The sequence below is a fragment of the Pseudoalteromonas sp. SR43-2 genome, assembly GCF_014163885.1.
Taxonomy (GTDB): domain Bacteria; phylum Pseudomonadota; class Gammaproteobacteria; order Enterobacterales; family Alteromonadaceae; genus Pseudoalteromonas; species Pseudoalteromonas distincta.
Genome location: NZ_JACJED010000015.1, coordinates 55002 through 77007, shown reverse-complemented (window position 1 = coordinate 77007; position 22006 = coordinate 55002). Strand labels below are relative to the sequence as shown.

Here is a 22006-nt window from a genome sequence, read left to right as displayed (position 1 = left end):
TAACATTAACTCAACATGATTTATAAACTATCTTTTACTTGATTGGCGGGTAATCAGTTCAATATCAATTACTTGTGATTCAACTTTTTCACCAGCTAGTTGCTGCATCAACTTTTGAACTAATAGCGTGGCTGCGTACTGTGTGTTTTGTCGGATAGTTGATAATGAAGGGTGGCTAATGTCGGCCATAGCAATATCATCAAAACCTACTAGAGCGACATCATTAGGAATGCTTACATAACGCTCTTTTAAGGCTTTCATGGCACCTAAGGCAACCATATCACTACATGCCACTATAGCATCAAAATAAAGGCCTTTTTCACGCAGTAATTGGTTAATTGATTGATACGCTGAGCTACTTGTAATATCAATAGATACAACATGTTGCTCTAATTTATGGGATGCTAATGCGGCAGAGTACCCTCTATGACGCTCACTAATTTCACCATGTTCTGGGTCGCCTAAAAATACAATGTTTTTAGCTCCGTGCTCTATTAAATGCGTTGTTGCTTGCAAGCCTCCCAAGTAATTGTCACTTCCTACAATGGGGTAGTTGCTAGGTGTTTTAGGATCTCCCCATACCACCAGCGGAATACCTGCGTTAGCTGCATTTTCTATATTGGTTTGGTTTTTACCTTGACCTACAACAATAATACCGTCTGCACGGCGGCTATTAATAAAATAATTAGCCCAATCGTCTTGCGCCATGATGGAATTAGATAGTAAAAGCTCTAACCCTTGCTGATTAAGTGCAAGATTAATTTCGCTCACTACTTTAAGTAAAAACGGATCGCTAATCGACTGCTCTGTTTGTTCGTCAAGGTTAATTATAACCGCAACTACATTGGTTTTTTGTGTCCGCAACCGACTTGCAGCCGTATTAAGGCTAAAATTATGCTCTTTAGCTAAGCGCTGAAGTTTATCGCGGGTTTCTTGCTTAATTAGCGGATTATCATTAAGCGCACGCGAAACTGTAGAGGTAGACACGCCTGCTAGTTTCGCTAAATCAGTTAATTTAATTTTTTTGTTATTCATGATCTTCCTAAATAGTCGCTTACCACTGATCAATACAATTATCTAACTCGCTGACAATATAGCATTATTATTTTTTGCTGGCGCGAACAACGACCTAAAAAGTGTTTAACATATAAATAAGCTCAATAAATAAACTATATAAATTCATAAATAATTTACAAATAAATATTGCAAACGTTTGCATTTATCTCTAAGGTTTCAATATACACAGCCTATTTACAATGATTTTTAGTAAAAAGGCTGCTGAAATACACTGTTTAATACACTAAAAACGGGATCACACACATGAAAATCAATAAAGCAAAAAGTACATTAGCGTGTGCAATTACTTTAGCGCTTAGCACTCAATGCGCATTTGCAGCAGAGCAAACACAAGAAAAACAGAAAGTTGAGCGCATTGTGGTATCGGGAACACCTACGGGTGTTGGAGTTAGAAAAATTGATGCCAGCTATGCGGTAACTAATATCGATAGTGAACAAATTATTAAACTGTCTCCAAAAAGCACCGCTGACTTGTTTAAAGCAATACCTGGTGTTTGGGTAGAAAGCTCAGGTGGTGAATCGGGCGCTAATGTATTTGTTCGTGGTTTTCCTGGTGGTGGTGATGCCCCATTTTTAACACTCAGTATTGAAGGCTCACCTATTTATCCTGCTTCAACATTGTCATTTTTAGAGAACTCATCAATGTTTCGTATTGATGAAACCATTGAGACAGTAGAAGCCCTGCGTGGTGGACCTAATCCTGTTTTATCTAACGGACAACCAGGATTAACAACCAATTTTAGATTAAAACGTGGTGGCGAAGAAACAGAAGGCTTATTTAAATACACAACTTCTGATTACGACTTACAGCGAGTTGACGCTGTGATGAGTGGTGAAATTACTGACGATTTATACTTTATGGTTGGCGGTTACGTAAAAAGCTCACCGGGTATTCGTGATGCGGGCTTTACTTCTGAAAAAGGTAGCCAATTTACAATCAACATTACTAAAGATTTAGACAACGGCGAGCTTAACTTTTATACCCGCCAAACAGACGATCACGGTGCGTGGTACTTACCAACACCCCTTAATGTTGATGGTATTGACGCAGAATATACGCAACTTGGTACGCTAAATCGTCAAGCAACAATATTTACAGGCCCCGATGCGCAAGCACTTGATATTGACCTAGGTGATGGCCGAGGGTGGGACGGCCATGTTTCGGGCGGTAGTATTAAGCTAGAGCTAAAAGGTGGTTGGCATTTTTCAGATCGCTTTAACATTACTAAAGGCGATGCAAATACCTACGGTTTAGTACCTAGTGGCTCAGCAACAACGGTTGGAGCAGTTGCTGATAACGGCCAAACTGCATTTGGAGCAGTTACAAACACTGAATACGCAAGCGATACCCCAGTCCAACAACTTGGTCGATGGGTAGTACTTAAAGAAATCAGCTCATTTACTAATGATTTAGCTTTTTCGAAGAAATTTGGCGACCTATCAACAACCTTTGGATATTACACTGCAAGTACTTCAGCAAAAGATTGGTGGAGCTTAGGTAACACTGCATACCATGTACTTGAATCAGGTGGCGAAGCATTAACCGGTATTGAATGTAATCAAAACACCGATGGTTGTGATTTTAACTACGACATAAGCTCAACAGGTGATGCGCGCACTAATGCGTTTTATGTCACCGGTGAATACAAATTTGCTGATGCGTTTACACTTGATGTTGGCGTACGTCAAGAAAACCACGAAGTAGAATACAGTGTAGATGAGGGCCTTGACGGTATTATTACTAAAACCGTTAGCTATGATGAAAGTAAAACATCGTGGACTACAGGGTTAAACTATTCAATTAATGATGATATGGGTGTGTTTGCCCGTGTTAACCGTGGTTATAAAATGCCTTACTTTGATGACTTTAGAGATAACTTTGATGCTTACGAAGGCGGCGAAAAGCTTATTAAAGAAATTACCCAAGGTGAACTAGGTTATAAATTAATTACTGAATCAACCGACTTTTATGCAACCGTATTTGTAAATGAAGTTAAAGGCGACACATTTGTAAGAAGACCTGGCGTACCAGCAGAAATTTTAACAAACGAAGCATACGGTATAGAGCTTGATTACAACTTTAATCATGATTCTGGTTTTTCTGTTAATTTAAATACGACATTACAAGATGCTGAAATTACAGAGAGCCCAACAAACGATGGTAACCAGTCGCAGCGCCAACCAAAATGGCAAGTACGTATAACGCCAAGTTACGATTTTGAGCTACAAGGTATGTATGCAACTTTATACGGTACGCTTTCAGCGGTTGATGATCGCTTTGGCAATAACGAAAACACTGTAACACTCGATGGCTACGAAAAAGTTGATTTAGGTTTAATATTAGAACCAATGGAAGGCATCAAGCTTCAAGTAGCAATAGATAACTTAACGGATGAGCAAGGCATTACAGAAGGTGATCCACGTAATGCTGATGCACCAAATGGTCGTTACATTATGCCTCGTACAACGCGTTTTAGTGTAAGTTACGCGTTTTAAATAAAATACAATATAAAGGGAGCATTCGCTCCCTTTCACTTTAATTAACCTAAACAAATGAATTTAAAGGCTAAAGTGAATTACTCAATACTCGCTTTTAATTTATTAAGTGCATCAACCGAAAAACCTCGATCATAAAAATATAAAATTTCGCCGCTGCTATTTATAAGTACCACACGAGAGTTATTTGGGCTTTGATTACCTGTAAACTTTTGAACTGTCTCGCCATCTTTATAAATAGTGATTACCCCACCCCATAATTCTTTAGGGATGCCTTTGCGCATACCGCTGTCTATAAATGTGCTAAACATACGTGGTGCCATGCCGGCAATGGTTGGTAGTTCGTAGGTAGGGATCGTTACGCCCGCCATATCTAAACCAATTAACCAACGGTCTATATCAAACTGGCTGTCTTGCTTGTACCCAATGAGCAGTAGTGTTTTATCTTCCTTAAAATCACTAGGTATAGTCACCATACTTTGCTCTAAGCTTTCGCCACTAATGCTTGGGAACTGCTTACCTGTTAATTGCTGGTTTGGGTACTGTGTTGTACATGCGCTAAGTAGTAAAAGTGCAAAAGCACTTAATGTTAATTTGATCATAATAAACCTAATATTTATAAATTTCATACCGATACGTTTAGTATGGCAGCTGAGATCTAAAAATGCTGACTAGTTATATAATTTTTAAATTTAGACGCAGTCATGGGCTTACCGTACTTCCAGCCTTGTCCGTAATGCACACCCGCTGTTTTTAAAATGGCTTCTTGCTCAGTGGTTTCAATTCCTTCTGCTACACAGGTATAATTAAACTTATGCACAAGTTCCATAATATTCGGGATCATAGAGGCTTTTAAGCCCTCAGTTGTTATATCTTGAACAAACGTACGATCAATTTTAAGTTGATGAAAGCTCAAATTTTGTAAGTTTCTTAAATTTGAATAACCCGTACCAAAGTCATCTAATGATAAGTTAAATCCCGATTCAACCAAGGTTCTAAAATGAGCATGCGCGATGCTTGTATCAAGGTATTCGTCTTCAGTTATCTCTAAACAAATAATAAAGCGTGAATTGGTAAGCTCTGTAATTTGTGGCAGCAACGACACATTACCCAGCTCTACATCACACGGAAATATATTAAGCGACACTTTAAAGCCTTCAGGCAATACCTCTATAGAGGTTAGTTCTTTGATTGTAGTGGCAATCATGGCCTCAGTAAAAATCCAGGTTAAATTGTTTTTTCTAATAACCGGAATAAACTCATCTGGAAATAAAACACCGTACTTATCTTCAAAACGTGCAAGTACCTCGCAACCAATCAGCTTGCCACTTTGCAAACAAATAATAGGCTGGTAAGTCCAATAAAATGATCCCTTTTTGAGTCCTTTACGAATACGCTGATTAATAGAGCGACGTGCAGCAATTCTTGCATCAACTATTAACGCACTCGATATTCCCGCTAAACAGGTTAAAATTAACGAAATTATTAGTAATAAGTGGTTATTAGAAAAAAACAGACTCCAAGGTAAGTGCACTACCACACAATATTGACTATTTGTAGAACTGCAAACTAAATTAGTTTCGTAAGGTAAGAAAACATTGTTTTTTACTTGAAGATAGAGATCCTCTTTACCTGCTAAATGATGCAAAGTATTTGGTGTTTTATAAACAACTTCCCAATCAGGCGCAGTAACTCCAATATTAGTAAAGGGAGTACTCTGCATAATTAAATTATAGTCCCCTTGTCTGACTATAATTACCTCCATAGGGCGCTCACTAAATAATAATAAATAAAGCTTTGGCTCAAAACGAACCCTCACCTGTTCATCATCTCGAATAAAGTCAGGCTGTTTATCTTTAATTGGTTTACTTAATAAGCCTGCCCCCGTAGTACAAACTAACTGGTTACCTTTAAAAAAACCTATATCAATTACATATTTTGCGTCAAATAAAGCGCGGCGCATCTCAAGAAGAGTCGTATTGTCACACTGTTTAAACGCAAGCTTATTTAATGGGGTAAGTATTCGACGCCTCTCTGCAATTGCACCTTCTAAATGAGTGAGGATGTACTCAGCATCTGACTTTGTTTGTGCTGTTAATTGCTGCGCTGCAAAATTGAGTAAAATAATACAGCCAGTTATGAAAACTAACACTCCGGTTAAAACGGCTATAATAGATTTTTGTTGGTACTTTTTCATAGCATCCCGAAGTTGTTAATTTATATCACTACTTTATTAGATGATTGCATAAGTCGCATTAAATTCACACAGATAGATTCAACAATTATTGCGTGAACTTTGAACCAATTGCGCTATTTTAAAGCCTATTGACAAATGTTGGTTATTATCAAAATGAATTCCATCACCATCTGATATGCTAATAAACGAGTTAAGATCAATAAAAGCACACTTATTATTAGCTGCAACGCTTTTAAATGCACTAGAGAGCTCTTTTGCTTTTGTATCAGCCTCTTCATAAATACGTGAATACTGCTCGGTTATTCTTATTTTAGGTGGGCTGGCAATAATAATTTTAGGGGATTTTAAAGTACTACCTTGCTGATAATAAATGTGTATTGAGTTAATTAAATCATTCAAGCCATCTGCTATTAAACTAGGTGTTAAATGAAAACGTTTTTTAAGATCGTTTGTACCAAGAGCTATAATAATAAAGTCGAGATCATGCTTATCCAAATAAGGTTTTAAATAGCTAACACCATTGAGCACACCGTCAAACGGGGGATTATGCACTAACGTGCGATTAGGTTGCCCTGCCTCTATTACGTTAAAGCCACACCCTAAGTGTTTATTTAAAAGTGATGTCCAACGGGTATTTTCATCAAAACGTTTACCCGTTACAGGGTTTAAGCCCCATGTATTTGAATCCCCAAAGCAGAGAATATTTTTTATTATTTGAGTCATTAAAATGGGTTGAGCGTATAGCCTTGCTGTTGAAGTTGTGCGTGAGCGGTCATAGCTGAAAGCGACATTTTTACACCCTCAATTAAAAGCGCTGGCGTTACTTTAAAGTGAGTAGCCGATTGCCCGCAAACATACACTTTAGTGTTGTTTGCTAGTAACTGCTCAATTAACGCTTGGTTTTTATTGTCAGCGTTAAAGCGTTTTTTATATTCGCTATTAGCTAACACATCAACACTTGCGCTGCCGTGCACAACTAATGCAAGTTGTATGTTTTCAGGCTTTACGCCATGCGATATATGCATATTAATAAAACGCGCTAGCGAATTTATTGAATTATTTTGCGCGCCTTTTTCAGCGCCATCAGCAACATCAAATGCTATTTTAAATACCGTAGCGTCATTAATTTCATCATGCTCGGGTACATTGTAATAATTACCATACCCCTTAATTGGTTGCTCTGTAGCATATATTAAAGGGCTAAAAAGCAGCACTAACAATAGTAAATATTTCATAAAACAGTCCTGTGTTTTTTAAGATTATTACTAAACTACCAGAGACAACCAAAAAAGGCTGCAATTTAAGCAACTTTTTGGGTACTTTTATGGCTGTGGTTAATAAACTGCATACCTAAATAACTAAACGTATTTTTAAACTGCTCTACAAAACAGGCGGGGGCTTCACTTGATGACGCATTTGATAGCACAGAAAAATGCTTACTGCGTAAACTACGAAGCTTAGGTTTTAATGCTTCATCGTCCATATAATCGGTTATTCTATCGATAAATAATTTCATTTGTACCGTGGTGCTGTACCAATAAACAGGAGACGCAAACACCCAATGATCATATTTTAAAAGAGCTTCAAACACAGCGTAAAAATCATCATTTTTATAGTTTTTGTTATAGCAGTACGGCGCAATTTTATAATCATCTAAGCATATTACACGCACATTATTTTGCTCTGCAAATCCATTAACATGCGCCTGTGTATTACCATTTTTGCGTGCACTTGAATAAATAATAACAGTGCTACGCTCAAGTTTTTGTTGCATTTAGTTAGCTCCTTTTTTAATGTTGAAAGAAGCTTAAAACCTCAAGTTATATTGAGGTCAAACGGAAATTAAAAATAATGCCAATAGATCAAAAAAAACTAACAGAGGCCAACTTAACCGTGGGTTATGTAGCTAAGCGTAGCGGCGTAAAAGTATCAACCCTGCATTTTTATGAAACCAAAGGACTAATACGTAGCTGGCGTAATGGCGGCAATCAACGCCGCTATAAAAAAGATGTACTGCGCCGTATAGCGGTAATAAAAGCCGCACAAGCAATGGGAATAACACTTGATAAAATTAAACTCACTCTGGCCACATTACCTGATCAGCGCACACCCACGCAAAAAGACTGGGCAGCCCTTTCAAAGCAATGGCAAGCACAGCTGGACGAGCGAATAGCGTATATGCAGCGTTTGCGCGATCGCGTTGATGGATGTATTGGCTGTGGGTGCTTATCTATGAGTAAATGCCCTATTTATAACAAAAACGACCACTTAGGCGAAAACCAAAGTGGTGCTATTTTGTTAGAGCGAGATTGAGGGCTAGATTAGAATTAATCTAAGCCGCTTAGCCCCTCTCTCGCCGCTCGGTATAAAGCACCTAGGGTTGAATCGAATACCGATTTTATAAAGCTATATGTAAGCTCCACCGCTTTACTAATTACTTTACCTGCAAACACTAACATATGCCCTAGTAAACCTAAGGTTTGTGTTGCAAACGAGGCTGACGCTTTAGCTATTTTATCTAAAGTACGCGCCAACATATCGTAAAAAGTGAGCCCAGTACCAATAGCAGCTTGGGCAGCAACTGCACTGTAATAGCCCGCATCTTTTAAAAGTGTGACTAACGCAGCCCCTAGTTTATCAGCCCAGTGGGAAGTAAAAGAGGCTTGATTTCTATCTTCAAACTTCAAACGTACAGGGGTACTCAAAAAATGATTAGCTTGAATGGTTAAGTTGTTCCAATTATTACTATTGGCTGTGTTTATATAGCCAGGCGTACCATTGAGAGTATGGGCAGCACCTTTTAAACCTTGCCCATTATCTAAGCGTATTTCTTGACCGCTATAAGGTGCATGCGAGAACGGCCACAAAGGTACCTTAGCAACTGGGTCTGCACCATGAGTACAGCGATAAATTTTATCAATTCTTGATGTCGCAGCCCGAGAGAAGTTTTCAAGCCCAACGCGCGGTGAGCCAAACGTATATAGCTTTACAGGTATTGAATATTCAGCTCTAATCCAATCGGCAGAAAGCGTCGCTAATGCACCACCTAAGCTGTGGCCAACTAAATGAATACAATCGGTTACTTTATCTTTAATATTAGCTTCAACAAACTCCTGTAACGCGGGCTTCATACTGTAAAAGGTCTTATTAAACCCAGCATGCACCATACTACCGTTTGAGCCTCCACTTAAACCAAAATGGCCATCAGTTAAGCCATCTCTTAGCGAATTAGTTCCACGAATTGTTATGACTGAATCACCCTGATAATCGCCAAGCCCATGCCCTACTAAAGCAAAACCCGTACTTAAGTTAAACAAGTGGGAGAAAAAACCGCCTGTTACCCCTTGTACTGCGCCAGGGTTAACTGAAAAGTTAAAATTGTCGCGCAAAGATGCATGAAGTGAACGATGAAGTAAGTTAGTGGTTTTAATGCTTTTTGCTTTATAAGCAAGGTTAGCTAACTGTACCGCTTGGGTTGGCGTCAAAGTATTCATATAAGTTCCCTTTAAATTAATAGTTAAAGTTTACATGATGTGTAAATCGCAAAAGCGTGGCTGGTATCTTCTTTAATTGGAATATCGTATGTTTGCGGCTCTTTAGAAATATCGCACTTCAAGTGTGCAAGAAGCTCTTTAAGTGTGTCACTTTTTTCATGAATTGAAACAAGCGTGTACCATAAAACAATTCCTTCTGGCGTGCCGTTTTCTAAATAAATATGCTGAACCAACGAGTCGTTATCAAACATATTAGAGGGCTTACCTGTCTTTATTGTTTTTTCTGTAAAAGTAAAATAACCGTGTTCGTCTGTTGTGGTTTCGTCAACGTATTCATCGCCATAGGTGAGTGAGCGCATTACTTTAGTGTTTGCAACTGGCTGCCCATTATCTAATAACTGCCCCTTTACTGGAGCCGATAAATAAAATTCTTGTTTATTAAAAAAGCCAAACATATCCGCACAAGCCTGTGATGTAGTAAAAAAAACAACGGCAATAGAGACTATTACCAACACAAAAATTTTTAAACGCGATAAAAACAAAGCAAACACTCTCCCAAGACCTAGCTATAAGCTACTTAATGTTTATGGCCAATTAATTACATCGACCATATTTATATAAAAAAAAGTAGGGGAACATACTAATTAGGTACAATTATACTGCATGTTTTTTAATCAAAAAACAATCCTAATTTAATTATAAAATAGCGTATATATTAATTTACCAAAACTACTAAACGCGATACCGCCCACAAGCAAAAAACCATATATAAAACTAATAGCACCAGCTGAAGGATCGCTCCTTTTATCAATTTCTATACATGCCGTGCACACAACAAAAAATATAAAAAAGTTTGCGATAACGCCTAAAATAAAAGCATGCCCAAATAACGGTGATACACCTGCCAAAACTGCGCCCAATATTAAGAGCGAGCCTGAAAATGAATGTTTATTAAACCGGCTCTCTATTATTTTTATAACTAATGTGGCTAACATAAAGAGTAAAAAGTATAGCGTTGGCCAAAACTGATAATATAAATACCCCCAGTTTAAAAGCTCACCTGTAGTTGATGAATAAGTTTGCTGGCCTATGACAGGCGCTGAAGCATTCACGGCATTTTCGCTAAAAAAATATCCTAACCCACCAATAATTAATTTTATAATCCCAAAAAATAAAAAACTGGCAATAGTAAACCCGATAGCGTCATCCCTTGTTAATCGCTTTTTAGCTTTGCTTTTTACAATAATGGCAAGCATTAAACCTAATAGGCATACACTTCCTAAATAAAGTACCGCCTGCCAAAACTCATCAGAATAAAATACGGCTAAACCAGGCGCTATAAATAGATACATAGCATCTTCGTTATCTAATGAACGGCTTGGAGTACTCCGATCTGACTCTTTAAAAAGAGCTAAATATACAAATAAAGGCTGTAAAAACAGCATTAGAATACTCGTGGTGATAAGGCTCATAGATCATCCTTGATGAGAAAAAATTAATGCAGCACTAGTGCTGCATTAAAATTAAAAATGTGGGTGCTCAATAATAAAAAGAGGTAGGTGTTATAGGTTTATTTTTTGAAAATACGTTTTAAGTTTTAAAAGCCCTGATTCAAGTTCAAATTTTTGTATTTTAGGATTTTTGAATTTAAACCCATTAGAAATATGGGTATTAATCATCGTCGCCATACCCTCAAACCCAGCTGGCGCAGTGGCAACTAAATCGCTCAACAAAGGTTTTATAAACATTTGATACTCTTCTATTAAAGTTGGGTTCTCGTATATATCGTAAACAAGGTTAGTTAATGTTTGTTGGTTTTGTTGTTCCATATCATTTCTATAGCGCCTTAGCTTAGGCGTTTGTAGCTCCTTTAAAAGTGCAATAACTTTAATGTTTGTACCAATTATAAATCATTTAAGTAAATACTCATTACTTAATTATCTAAAGAAATACCCGAATCCTTAAGTTGCTTTTCAAACATTTCTATTCTGATTTTTTCATAATTACTTTCATCTAAAAAGCGTTTATGTTCAGCAGCCTTTTCTAAGTTGCCTAGCTCAGTGTAAATTAAATAAAGATCTTTATGAGTCCTTTGCACTCTCATTTTTTCTTTAACTTTATTGCTATTTTCAGTGAGGTAACGATTATAAAGATTTATAGACTGTGCTAAGTCTTTAGTAACAAAACGTCCAGTACTATATACATACGCTAAAGCTAAAATACCGTCAGGGTCGCCTTCTTCGGCATGCTTTTTTGCTTCAGCAATATAGCGGCTTCCATCACCTGTATGAAGGCCTACCAATTCAAGAGCTTGCCAATTTCCCATTTTATAAGCTTTTTCACACCAAGCATCAAGTTCTTGAGGCGCATGCATTAAGCTTTTTTGACATTGGCGCATGACTTTATCTTGGGATAAGTTAGGATCATTAATATCAAGGTTAGGAAAAAGAGTTCCTGCCATTGCGCCAAAACATATTACGGTAGTAAAAAGAAGAGTAGCCATTTTTTTCACTATTATAGCCCTTTCATATGAGCTGAATTTTCGGGTAAGTGAACCTGATAAGTTGTTACTGCAGATTTAAACGGGAATCCCTCTCGATAAAAGTACTTTTGCTTAAGCGCTTCTTTTTCATCAGAGTAACCCTTACAATCAATTTGTGAGTAGCAAGCTGACCCACCAATAAAGTCGATAAATTTAATTTTTAAAATACCCTGCGCTTTTATCAGTGTGTCGAGACCTTCTTGATAATTAGTAGATCTCACAGCATGCCACCTATGCATAAAAGCAATAATTTTATTCTGCTTAGACGTATTTAAAATATTACTAATATTTTGTGTCCAAACCATATTTCTTATTGTGTGGCTATTAAAACAATTTTCTGCTGCTGAATTATCGTAACTACATGAAGCATCAATCAAATCCATTTCATCTAAAGTTAAATCCAAAGCAATAATTTTTAATCCCAACTCTCTGGCCGCTTTAACTAGTTCACCATAACTATTTGCTACACCATATCCCCGACCCCAATTATTATTAAAATATTGCTGAATAACATTAAAACCTTTACCAGTGCGTTGATAAAAAACTATTTTTTCCTGCATAGATCTTGGTAGCATTTCGATTGCAAAGTGAGTAAACCCTGAAGCTTTCAGTTGACGAAGCGCTTTGATAGCCTCAAATTTATAGATAGCTGGGTTATGGCTTGATTCACCAAGCATCACTAAGCGCGCATTACCGGCCATTGTTTTATAATTTACATCCGTGTTTATTTTATTCACTGTATTTCCTTATGTTTAATAACTTCGAAGGGCTTTTAAACTAGATATTTTACATTTACTAATTGTGGCCCGCTTTATAAAAATGGCTCAGTAGTTACCTGAGCCTTAATTTAATTACTAACCAATACCCAAATGTGGTGAAACCTTAACCGCAGCAATTACGACTCTACTTAGTTTTTCTAGCATCCAATATAATATTTTTTTCGCTTGAGCGTATGTAAAGTCAGCAGCTATCACTCCAGGCTTACCGACAAAGTTTAATATGTGTCCTAGTAAACCTTGGCAATCATCAGCGTACTTTGCGGACATTTTGGATATTTCAACCAGGCTGCGAGCTAATGCATCATAGATAGTTAACGTACCTGCGACTACACCTTGTGCTAGAATGCTTGTTATTTTACCACTTTCTCTTAGTAGTGTTAGTAAGGCACTAGTTATCTTCTCTGCCCAATGAGCATTAAATGATGCATGATGGCTATTACTATATTTTAGGCGTGTCATGGTTAGATTAGATAAAGACCCCTTTTGCATACTCTTATAATCAGGGTAACGAGAAGCAGTATTAATATATCCAGGTGAATCGCCTGCCATTTTATGAGCCGCACCCGTTAGTGAAACACACGTACTTAGCCTATATTCGCTCCCTCCATGTACAAACGGCCAAACAGGTACCATAGGTACAGGATCGCTGCGATGAACAGCCCTATAAATTCCATCTAAACTCGTCTCACTTTGCATCGCAAAAGGCCCATGGCCTACTCTAGGAGATCCAAAAGTATATAACTTAACGGGCACTTTAAATCTTGCTTTTATCCAGCACGCAGCCAAAGTAGCTAACGCACCACCAAGACTATGACCAACGCAGTGAACTGGTCGACCGCCAACCTTAGTCAATATTGCTGCTAATTGTGGTTTAATAGACTCAAAAGTTCGATTAAATCCCGCATGAACAGCTTTATAATTTGGCCCAACAGTTAAACCACAGTGCAGATCTGTTAGGGTATCAGCAATACCAGCAGTTCCACGAAAAGTAAGAACAACTTCCCCTTTGTGATCCCCTTCTTTTGAGCCAATACCAAAAAAGCCAAAACCTGTTGAATGATTTAAAACATGCTCAGCTACAGTACCTGATACACCAGTAAAAGCAGACTTTTTTGCATCAAAAACAAAATGTTTACTTATGACTCTACCTGGCTCTATATTTGAGGAGCGATCAGACACAACGCCAATACTATCGTATGCAAATTCAGCTAATTGTGATGCAACACTAGGTGATAAAATATTCATATAAATTCCCTTTTATCTAAAATCTTTAAAATAATCTTCGCTATCTTCTATCTCATATATTTCAAAATCATGTTCCCATCTACATATACTAGAAGCATCAAATTCCAAATTTGGATTATCATAATTAGGAAAAGTAAAGTTTACTTCTGTAGATTCTAAGTCAGCATTTAAGCTACTTAACTTGTATTTATATTCACTTCGCTCTTTTATGCCATTGAGCTTTGAGCTCCAAAGCTCATATTCTTCACCGCCATGAATTGCAGTAATAAGTTGATAAGTAACTTCATGGGAAAACATATCACCGGGTATTTTTGACTCAACTACAACTTCGGGCATATAAAACGTGCCATCGGAAGCTGTAATAACCTGATCTTCTTTTTCAATTTTATGTGCAAATTTGAGGCTGCGATTAATTAAAACACCTTCAACAGGGTTGCCGTTTAAAGTAATAATCCCTTTAACTTCAGAGCACATATGTACGTCATATTTTTTTATTAAACCAAACATAGTGGTTTGGGCCTCCTTACCTATATTTCTAATTATTTAAAATAAGTACCATTAATTAAGAACGTGGAAGTGAATCACTTTCAACCGTTACCTCATTAGCCATATCATGTTAATCTGTCCTGATTGGGATTCAAGTATATACACGCAGCTAGTACAGCTTCATCCAATAGTTCCTGAGACTTTAATCGGCCCTACCAAAAGCGACCTTTACAGTTATCTTCTTATTTGCTCTGTGGCAATGTCTTCATTTTACAAGCGCATAAACCAGCTAAACGCTCTTGATATTGTTTGACCGTTCGATTAAAAAATAGATTCAACTTTACTTAGCTTTTCACCTTGGATGACCTTTTGCGTAAGTGCAGTGCCTTTAAACAGCTTATCTCATCTGATAATTGTAGCTTTGTCATTTAACCTATTAGCTTTTTATCCATTTACACAGTACTAAGTGAGTGTAATTACTAACTACGGCATAAGCACTAAGCCAATACAAAATACCTTAGCTAATTCAAGCAGCTTGTCTTCAACCCACCCTCTACGATGCTCGTAAGATTGACCTATTAAAGGTCCTCACCACACAAAAAAGCACGCCGAACACAACGCGAAATACAGTGGTAATAGTTTCTATCACTCTTACTAACTTGGCGCTTTTTTCTAATGCGATATGATATCCTGCTTGTTTTTCACACTGATAAGACGTAGTACTTGCTTCAAAATTAAGATAGGTGTCTTTGTTATCTAGGATATCTTTTTGAATCAAAAATCAACCAGGAAAACTTTTTTCACTCATAACACTTAATAAAGAAAGTCCATTCTCTTCATTAAACTCAGCATTGAAGTAAGTCTTATTTTTTTCAAAAACCAGAGCACTTTTAACTTTTAAATATTTACCAGAAGACATCATTATTTCTTTAATATAATTAAAATTTGCCTCTAATAGTGTTTCTTTCACTTTGTATGGACTAGAGAATTGATTAAGGTAAACAACTTCTAATTGACACGCCTTAGTATCTGAGTCACCTTCAAAATGAAAAAATAAACATTCAAAAATTCCATCTTCATTATATAAGATCGAAACTCCGCTATCCTTCATAATTAGATAAGTCTCATCCAAATCATCATCGTGATGAAACTCCGGCTTTTCCTTAAAAATAGAATGGCATAGCTCTTCGATACCACTCTTTAAAGTCGATTCTACAATCTCACTAATCACATTAAAATCAATCATTATCGGTACTCAATTTAATAGGTTCTTTTTTATCATAAACATTTATAGACTTATTATAGTTATGCAGTTTAGTTATTTCATTATTAATCTCATTTTCACTAAAACCTCGCTTGAGCAGTTCACCCTTTGTTGTTTCAGTATCTCGAAAAGCCGCTTTTTCTAAATCAGAGGCATCTTCACTAATCCTTACTTTTGTATTTTTCCCTCTAAATGTTGCTCCTGCAGCGTGAACTTCTTTAGGCTCCACTAAAACACCAGTTAACCTCTTTAGTTCAGATTTTTCAGCTTTCGTTAGCTTTCTTTCCCTTTTTATCTCTTCAGCTTTTATAATCTGCTTAATAGCAGGAATATGATTACCTTCAAGATCGTCGCCTACTTTTGCTCTCTTATTATGATTACTGTATGTGGTTGCTTCACCAACTTTTAAAGCTCCAGTTCCGCTACCAAGCTTTTTAACAATTGGTTCAATTGCTTCATCTGCAAACTTACCTGGAATAGCTGCTACCGCTAATGTTGCAGCACCGGCGGCAGTTACACCTTCATCAACCATAGTAAGTACAGCATCGAAAACATCAGCAACGCCTTCAACAGCCCACTCTATCGGAAAAATACTTACTGGTTTTAAACCTTCCTCTTGTGGTATTGAATTCAGATTATCCTTAATTTCCTTAGGCGTTAATTGCCCATCTTGAGCTGCTTTAAATAATTTTTCAGATAGTTTTGGACTTATGCACCCAGAAGCTACTCTTGTATCTAACGCCTCTTTTAAGCTCCTCTCACCCTCTTCACACATCAACCCAAACGGATCAACCCAGTTAACAGGATTCGGCGCATATTGATAGTGATTTATCCCACCCACTAATCCTATCGGATCTTGGTTTATAAAGCGCTGCTGTTTGGGGCTGTAGTAGCGATAACGGTTATAATGCAGGCCACTCTCTTCATCTAAATATTGACCTTGAAAACGTATTGGCTGGGTGAAGGTGTTTTCTTTATTAGTGCCAGGCTCGGCTTCTGGCTCTTCATAACCATACACATCGGCTTGGTTTTCCCATACGACTTCTGCTTTGTTATTGGTTACAAAGCGTGGGGTGTTAAGTTGGTCTAGATGGTAGTAGTACACCTCGCCTTGTTTAATCAGCGCAACTGGGTGAAATTGATTCGGCAGGTTAATGTACCAGGTATATTCACCGTGTTGGCATTCGCCGATTAACTGGTCGTTATCCCAAATGTAGTCAATTTTACCGTGCTCGGTATGCTTAGCGATACGACGACCTAATGGGTCGTAGTCGTATTGGGTGAGCGTGCCGTTGTTGTTAAAGCAACTTAATTGATTAAATGCATTGTATTCGCGGCGGGTTTTTATGCCTTTGCCGGTTTCGCGTATTTGGTTACCAAACTCATCATAATGAAAGTCGCTGTCGCCGAAATGGGTTAAACGGTCAGCGTCTGTAGTGCCTTGAATAACCCCATCGTCTTTGCTTAGGTCACTGGCTGCGGTTGCTGCACTTAAATCATTATATTCACTATGACTTACATTAATTTTGCTTTCTGACTGGTTGCTTGCAACCTTATTGATGGCGTCACTAGCATCGCTATCATAACTTGGCTGCGTCGTTTGCTGCTCAGCTAATTCGTCATTTTTAACCGTTGACTGGCTAACTGGGTTACCAAAGCTATCCCACTGGTATTGGGTAGCTTTTGTGTTCTCACCACTGGCTAGATTTTGCTGAATTAACTGGCCAAGGCTGTTGTATTCAAAATTAATGTTATGACTACTAACGCCTTCCTCTTTACGCGCAATCAACTGGTTTACGCTGTCGTAATTGTACGTACAGGTATCAAATAGTGCTTGCGCAGGATGAGTTAACTGCTGCTGTGTTAAGCGGTTAAATACATCAAATTGTTGGGTAAGGGTTACATCATTACCAAATTGTTGAGTTTGAATATTGCCTTGGCTGTCGTAGCTAAGCGCTGCAAGTTCAACAGCATTGCTATTGGCTTGCTGTAAGTGAATAGCACTTAGCTGACCAAATTTATTGTAGCTATATTTAAGCGTGGTTGAATCTGGCAGAGTAAGTGATTGCCGTCTGCCGTATTCGTCGTAACTGTATTTTAAAGTATGCGCTTGTTGCTGGTTATTCACTTGCTCAGCGCACAGTAGCCTGCCGCCTTTATCAAACGTTTGTTTAAGTGTTGATTGCGCGTTATGCGCACGAGTAATTTTACCTTGCAGGTTATAGCTGTAGTAATTGGCGTTATTAATGATTTGTGAGTCGCTTGCAAGGCTTGCATGCTGCGCAGTTACACGGCCTAAGCTGTTGCGCTCTATTTTTACGTGGCGTTTGTTGCTTTGCGTTACAGAGGCTAAGCGGTTACAGGCATCATATTTATACTGCTGTAGCGTGCCATCAAACCCAGTTACTTGCGTTGGGTTTTCGTTCGCGTCGTAACTTATGCGGTATACGTGGCCGTCGCTTCGCTCTATGGCCGTTAAATTTCGCTCTTTGTCGTAGGTTAAATGCAGTGCGCTACCATCGGGCTGAATAACACAATGCGGCTGGCTTAGCCCTTCAAAGTGTTGCTCTGTGGTATCGCCTTTGCTGTTTTGCGAGCGAATTAATCGCCCTGCTTCGTCGTAACTAAAGTATTGATGCTGCTTATTTTCAGGCTCGTTTTCATCAAAGGCAATTGTTTGTGTAAGCTGGCCGTGCTCATTGTATTTATATTGAGTGAGTAAGCCTGCGTTATTAAGTGTGGCATTTACGCGGCCTAGGCTGTCGTAACTGTAACGTATTAATTCATCGTTATAATGCTTTGCTAATAGCTCGCCCTGCTCGTTCCAAATAAACTTGGTGATTTGGCCGTTTTTATTTATATGCTGAGTTAACTGGCCGAGCTTATCGTAGCTGTATAACGTGGTACGGCCATCGCCAAAGGTTTCGCTTTGTAATAAGCCAGCCACACTGTATTTACGCGTAATGGTTTGGCCATCAGGTAGGGTAGTTAATACACGTTGTCCAAGTTGGTTGTATGCAAAATGGGTTTGGTTACCATCTGGCTGCGTTATTGTTTCTAATTGGCCGAAAGGTGTGTAGCTATAGCGCGTTGTGCTGCTATCGGGCTTTATTTCACTGAGCTTTTGCCCTTGCGCATTGTATGTATATTGCCAAACATTGCCGTTAGGGTCGGTATGTTTTACCAATTTACCTTGCGCGTTATGTACAAAGTGCTCTTTATGACCGCGTGAGTCTATACAGGTTGTCTCTCCAGCCTCTAAGTTATATTCAAACTGGTAGGTATAGGTGTTGTTATCGCCCCATTGTTTTATACATTTAGCACTGGGTGAGTAGCTATCCCACTCAAAATGATGGCTAAAGCCACTGGCTCGGGTACGCTTTGTTAATAAATTAGCGGCGTTGTAGGCGTAACGTTCAGTTTCGTTTTGCTGATTAGTAGACTCAACAAGATTTTTGTTTTCATCGTACTCGTAGCTTGCAAGCAATGGCGAAAGTAATTGCTGTTTGTTATTTTTGTCAGTGTGGTACGCTGCTATTTTGCTTAATAAACCTTGCGCGTTGTAGCTAATAATACAGCCACGTACTTTGTTGACTTCTATACGGTGTAGGCGCTCTTTTGCATCGTAATAAAACGCGATGCTTTGGCCTTTTTCGTTAATTATTTTTTCAAGCAACCACGCGCTTTCGCCTGGTTTAAAGGTAAGGTGTTGGTCATCTGGCGTTACAAGTACTTGCTTACCATTTGTTTGGTAATGTAGCGCTAAGTTACTACTTAACTGATAGCTTGATTGGCCAGGTTTTACCTTTTCAAATTTATGTTTAGCGCCGTGCTCGTCTTGGTACTCTAACCAGTAAGTGCCTTTTTGTTTAGGACCCACTTTTGGCGGCGGCAAATAATGCTCTGTAAGGCTTGCCATAAAGTCATGGCGCCAACCATTACCCATTGTTGTACACACATCAGCATGAGATGAGCGATACAAACGTCGCCACACTAATTGCCGACTCCCTGCTAGGGTAAAGTCGATGAGCGGGAGAATTTCTTCGCCCGAAAGCATTGATACCGGATCTGAACGGCACTCTTGATTTGTAATGGGCTCTTCGCTTGCGGTGTTATTACTTGCACCGCCAGTGTTTTTAGCGGGTGCTTGCGATGCGCTTTTCCCTGATGCTGTTGAGCTTGATTTTTTGCTCGACTTTTTGCCAGCTGCTCCACTATTGGTGTTATCACTAACTTGAATAGATGACTTTGCTTTTTGGTGATAACACGTTACAGCGCCAGCTATTAAAGCTTGGGTAAGTGCACTTGCGGTTTCGCGGGCAGAGGCGCTGCGTGGGCAGCTAACGCCTGCGCTATTTAATAAGTTAATTACGTCGAGGCGTTTGGCAGCATCGCCAGTTAGCGCACCACCAATTTCAGCTATTTGCTGTTTAGCACTTTGTGCCGTGTTTGCTACTGCAGGTGCATAGCCAGAAGGCGTTTGGCCTTTACCAGCAACGAGGCAAATGGGGTAACTTGTTCCTTGTAAAACAACTGTATTACTTTGCATTAGTTGTGTACTTCCTCACTTATCCATAAGTATGATGCTGCGGCCTGGTATTTTGATTGTTCTTGAGAAATCACTAACGCGTGTTTAAAGTGATTTACAATAGCCGGGCTTGAGGTCAATTGATATAAATTGACGAGTCCTTCAAGCGCACCAATTTTACCTAATTTGTAATTAGGTAATTCATAATGTGTATGCTCACTAATTAAATTACTGAGCAATTGTAAATTTGTTAACCACACATCGCTTTCGTGGTTTACGCCATTACCTGGCGCACATATAAAATCTATTTGTTTTTTACTATTAAGCGCAATGTTAGAAAAAATCCCACTTAATTGGTTATGCTTTATAAAATCTACAGATGGAGCCAGTTCGTGGCTTTGTTGCATCCAACCAGTTTTAACCGCTGTAACAGTTGCAAGTGCTCCACCAACACCTTGATAAGTATATTCACCGTTTATATTTGCTTTGTGTGTAGCGTCTACTGCAAGTACGTTAACCTTTTTCCACTGATTTTTTTGCACAAGTTCGATCATTGCATTAGCGCCTGTAGCACCATAAAACAAAATATGACTTACATGCTGTGGAAATAACTGTTTTAAACTATTTGCCAAAAGGTGCTTAAGCTCGCCTTGGTATTCAAGCGCAGGAAGCAACCAAACTAAAGGCGCTTGTAGGTCTTCAACTTTTGCAAATAATTCTTTTGCTTTTAATATGCAATCGTAAATGCATGCATTCCACGATTGCCATTCTTTAAACTCATTTGATGCTGACTCTTCGCCGTATAAAAGCTCATCTATGTCTTGTGAAAATGGCGCTAAAAAACACTCCATATTAATATTAAAAGCACTCACAGCACGGCCTCCGCAGCTAACTTTTTAGCAGTAGCGTGTTGGTAGTAGTTATATAAGTTAAATACAGCTTGGCTATAACTATCCATAGCAGACATTTCTATAGCATTTAACTTAGTATTTAGCGCTTTACCAGCTATTAAGCGCGAAGATGAAAGCTCGCCCTCAAACTTTGGCCAGTTAGTGTGTAACTGACGCTTAAATTCACTACACGATAGCTCATCACCTTGCCATGCTTGCAGTTGTGTTTCAAAGCTCACTAATAAATCAAGCTTATCGCCAAGCAAGCGCCTTATTAAAGCAATAATGGTATGTGGTTCTTCAACTTTATTTAAAAAAGTATTAGCTAATGGAATTAATTTTGCAAAGCTACTTTGCAGTAATACCTGCATGGTTTGGTCAACCGTTAAAGTGTTGCTTGCATGGTTGCCAACTACATTCACCTGTTCCCAACTGAGTGATAATAAAAAAAGCGACATTAACGGAGAATTAATAAGCCCGGCATTGCATATGTGTTTAAACGTATTTATTACATCGGTATTTTTGGCTTGGCTACTTATTAATAAATTTTGCTCCAACGCTGGCTGTAAATGCTCAAGTGACTCTTTGTCAGTGGTTAATGCAAAGCACAAAGTTTTTAAGTCAATATAAGCGATTAAATTCAAGCTATGTTGTTGTAATAGAACTTTATAAATAATTAATTTAGTTAGGCTATGTAAGGTAGGCTCGTTCATTAAAGCGTTAATAAACGCTAAGTTAATGTTTTGAGGCAAATTAGCCATTACCTCAACGCATGCTTGTGCAGTGGAATCAATATTGGGGTCACTTTGTAAAAAAGTGATTAATTGCACTAAATCTGGCTGGCTAAATTTTTGTGGGACGTTATTTTTCTTAGCCGTTAACCAACATGCTTCTAATAGCTTTGTTTTAAGCGTTTTAATAAAACCTACGCATGTAAAAGGGCAATATTGTGCTTCACTAATTGCTAGCAGTTGCGCTTTATGATTACTTAGGTATGTAGATAGCAAG

At 38.3% G+C, this 22006-nt stretch carries 20 protein-coding genes; 2 read left to right on the top strand and 18 right to left on the bottom strand.

Annotated features, from left to right (window positions below):
• Positions 1-27: 27 nt before the first annotated feature.
• Positions 28-1035, bottom strand: coding sequence for a LacI family DNA-binding transcriptional regulator (locus H5120_RS13420; RefSeq protein WP_007378432.1), 1008 nt, complete (start codon positions 1033-1035; stop codon positions 28-30).
• 285 nt (positions 1036-1320) lie between these two features.
• Here H5120_RS13420 and H5120_RS13415 point away from each other — a divergent pair, with 285 nt between their 5' ends.
• Positions 1321-3573, top strand: a complete 2253-nt coding sequence (locus tag H5120_RS13415) for a TonB-dependent receptor (protein ID WP_182674969.1) — start codon at positions 1321-1323, stop codon at positions 3571-3573.
• 80 nt (positions 3574-3653) lie between these two features.
• Here the strand turns inward: H5120_RS13415 and H5120_RS13410 are convergent, their stop codons facing one another.
• The 5 genes from H5120_RS13410 to H5120_RS13390 form a co-directional block, all read right to left on the bottom strand.
• Entirely contained in the window at positions 3654-4175 is a 522-nt protein-coding gene (locus H5120_RS13410; RefSeq protein ID WP_182674967.1) for a hypothetical protein, read from the bottom strand.
• Between the two features lie 56 nt (positions 4176-4231).
• Entirely contained in the window at positions 4232-5770 is a 1539-nt protein-coding gene (locus H5120_RS13405) for an EAL domain-containing protein (protein ID WP_182674965.1), read from the bottom strand.
• A gap of 78 nt (positions 5771-5848) precedes the next feature.
• Positions 5849-6484, bottom strand: a complete 636-nt coding sequence (locus H5120_RS13400) for an SGNH/GDSL hydrolase family protein (RefSeq protein WP_182675031.1) — start codon at positions 6482-6484, stop codon at positions 5849-5851.
• A gap of 8 nt (positions 6485-6492) precedes the next feature.
• Positions 6493-7005 carry a DsrE family protein gene (locus H5120_RS13395; protein ID WP_182674963.1) on the bottom strand — a complete coding sequence of 171 codons (513 nt, stop codon included), beginning with the start codon at positions 7003-7005 and terminating at the stop codon, positions 6493-6495.
• 65 nt (positions 7006-7070) lie between these two features.
• Positions 7071-7544 carry a flavodoxin family protein gene (locus H5120_RS13390; protein ID WP_182674961.1) on the bottom strand — a complete coding sequence of 158 codons (474 nt, stop codon included), beginning with the start codon at positions 7542-7544 and terminating at the stop codon, positions 7071-7073.
• 77 nt (positions 7545-7621) lie between these two features.
• Here H5120_RS13390 and soxR point away from each other — a divergent pair, with 77 nt between their 5' ends.
• On the top strand, positions 7622-8083 hold the full coding sequence (gene soxR / locus H5120_RS13385) for a redox-sensitive transcriptional activator SoxR (protein ID WP_182674959.1): 462 nt from the start codon (positions 7622-7624) through the stop codon (positions 8081-8083).
• A gap of 14 nt (positions 8084-8097) precedes the next feature.
• Here soxR and H5120_RS13380 read toward each other — a convergent pair whose 3' ends face one another.
• From H5120_RS13380 to H5120_RS13325, 12 genes are all read right to left on the bottom strand, one after another.
• Positions 8098-9264, bottom strand: a complete 1167-nt coding sequence (locus tag H5120_RS13380; protein WP_076924320.1) for a lipase family protein — start codon at positions 9262-9264, stop codon at positions 8098-8100.
• A 23-nt stretch (positions 9265-9287) separates the two neighbouring features.
• Positions 9288-9719 carry a DUF4198 domain-containing protein gene (locus H5120_RS13375; RefSeq protein WP_253188801.1) on the bottom strand — a complete coding sequence of 144 codons (432 nt, stop codon included), beginning with the start codon at positions 9717-9719 and terminating at the stop codon, positions 9288-9290.
• Between the two features lie 237 nt (positions 9720-9956).
• Positions 9957-10736, bottom strand: coding sequence for a hypothetical protein (locus H5120_RS13370; protein ID WP_182674957.1), 780 nt, complete (start codon positions 10734-10736; stop codon positions 9957-9959).
• Between the two features lie 90 nt (positions 10737-10826).
• Positions 10827-11093 carry a hypothetical protein gene (locus H5120_RS13365; RefSeq protein WP_055020043.1) on the bottom strand — a complete coding sequence of 89 codons (267 nt, stop codon included), beginning with the start codon at positions 11091-11093 and terminating at the stop codon, positions 10827-10829.
• A gap of 104 nt (positions 11094-11197) precedes the next feature.
• The gene (locus H5120_RS13360; protein ID WP_182674954.1) at positions 11198-11776 is read right to left on the bottom strand and encodes a hypothetical protein; all 579 of its coding nucleotides are present in this window, start codon (positions 11774-11776) and stop codon (positions 11198-11200) included.
• Positions 11777-11778: 2 nt separating this feature from the next.
• Positions 11779-12543: a ChaN family lipoprotein gene (locus tag H5120_RS13355; RefSeq protein ID WP_182674952.1), complete on the bottom strand. Its 765-nt coding sequence runs from the start codon at positions 12541-12543 to the stop codon at positions 11779-11781.
• 117 nt (positions 12544-12660) lie between these two features.
• Positions 12661-13830, bottom strand: coding sequence for an alpha/beta fold hydrolase (locus tag H5120_RS13350; protein WP_076924325.1), 1170 nt, complete (start codon positions 13828-13830; stop codon positions 12661-12663).
• A 12-nt stretch (positions 13831-13842) separates the two neighbouring features.
• Positions 13843-14337 (bottom strand): DUF6795 domain-containing protein, encoded by a 495-nt coding sequence (locus H5120_RS13345; protein WP_182674949.1) that lies wholly within the window; start codon positions 14335-14337, stop codon positions 13843-13845.
• A gap of 760 nt (positions 14338-15097) precedes the next feature.
• Positions 15098-15562 (bottom strand): hypothetical protein, encoded by a 465-nt coding sequence (locus H5120_RS13340; protein ID WP_182674946.1) that lies wholly within the window; start codon positions 15560-15562, stop codon positions 15098-15100.
• Positions 15555-20129: an RHS repeat-associated core domain-containing protein gene (locus H5120_RS13335; RefSeq protein ID WP_259397838.1), complete on the bottom strand. Its 4575-nt coding sequence runs from the start codon at positions 20127-20129 to the stop codon at positions 15555-15557. The genes H5120_RS13340 and H5120_RS13335 overlap by 8 nt, the downstream gene beginning before the upstream one ends.
• Positions 20129-20980 (bottom strand): hypothetical protein, encoded by an 852-nt coding sequence (locus H5120_RS13330; protein ID WP_182674943.1) that lies wholly within the window; start codon positions 20978-20980, stop codon positions 20129-20131. The genes H5120_RS13335 and H5120_RS13330 overlap by 1 nt, the downstream gene beginning before the upstream one ends.
• Entirely contained in the window at positions 20977-22005 is a 1029-nt protein-coding gene (locus H5120_RS13325) for a hypothetical protein (protein ID WP_182674940.1), read from the bottom strand. The genes H5120_RS13330 and H5120_RS13325 overlap by 4 nt, the downstream gene beginning before the upstream one ends.
• Between the last annotated feature and the right edge of the window lies 1 nt (position 22006).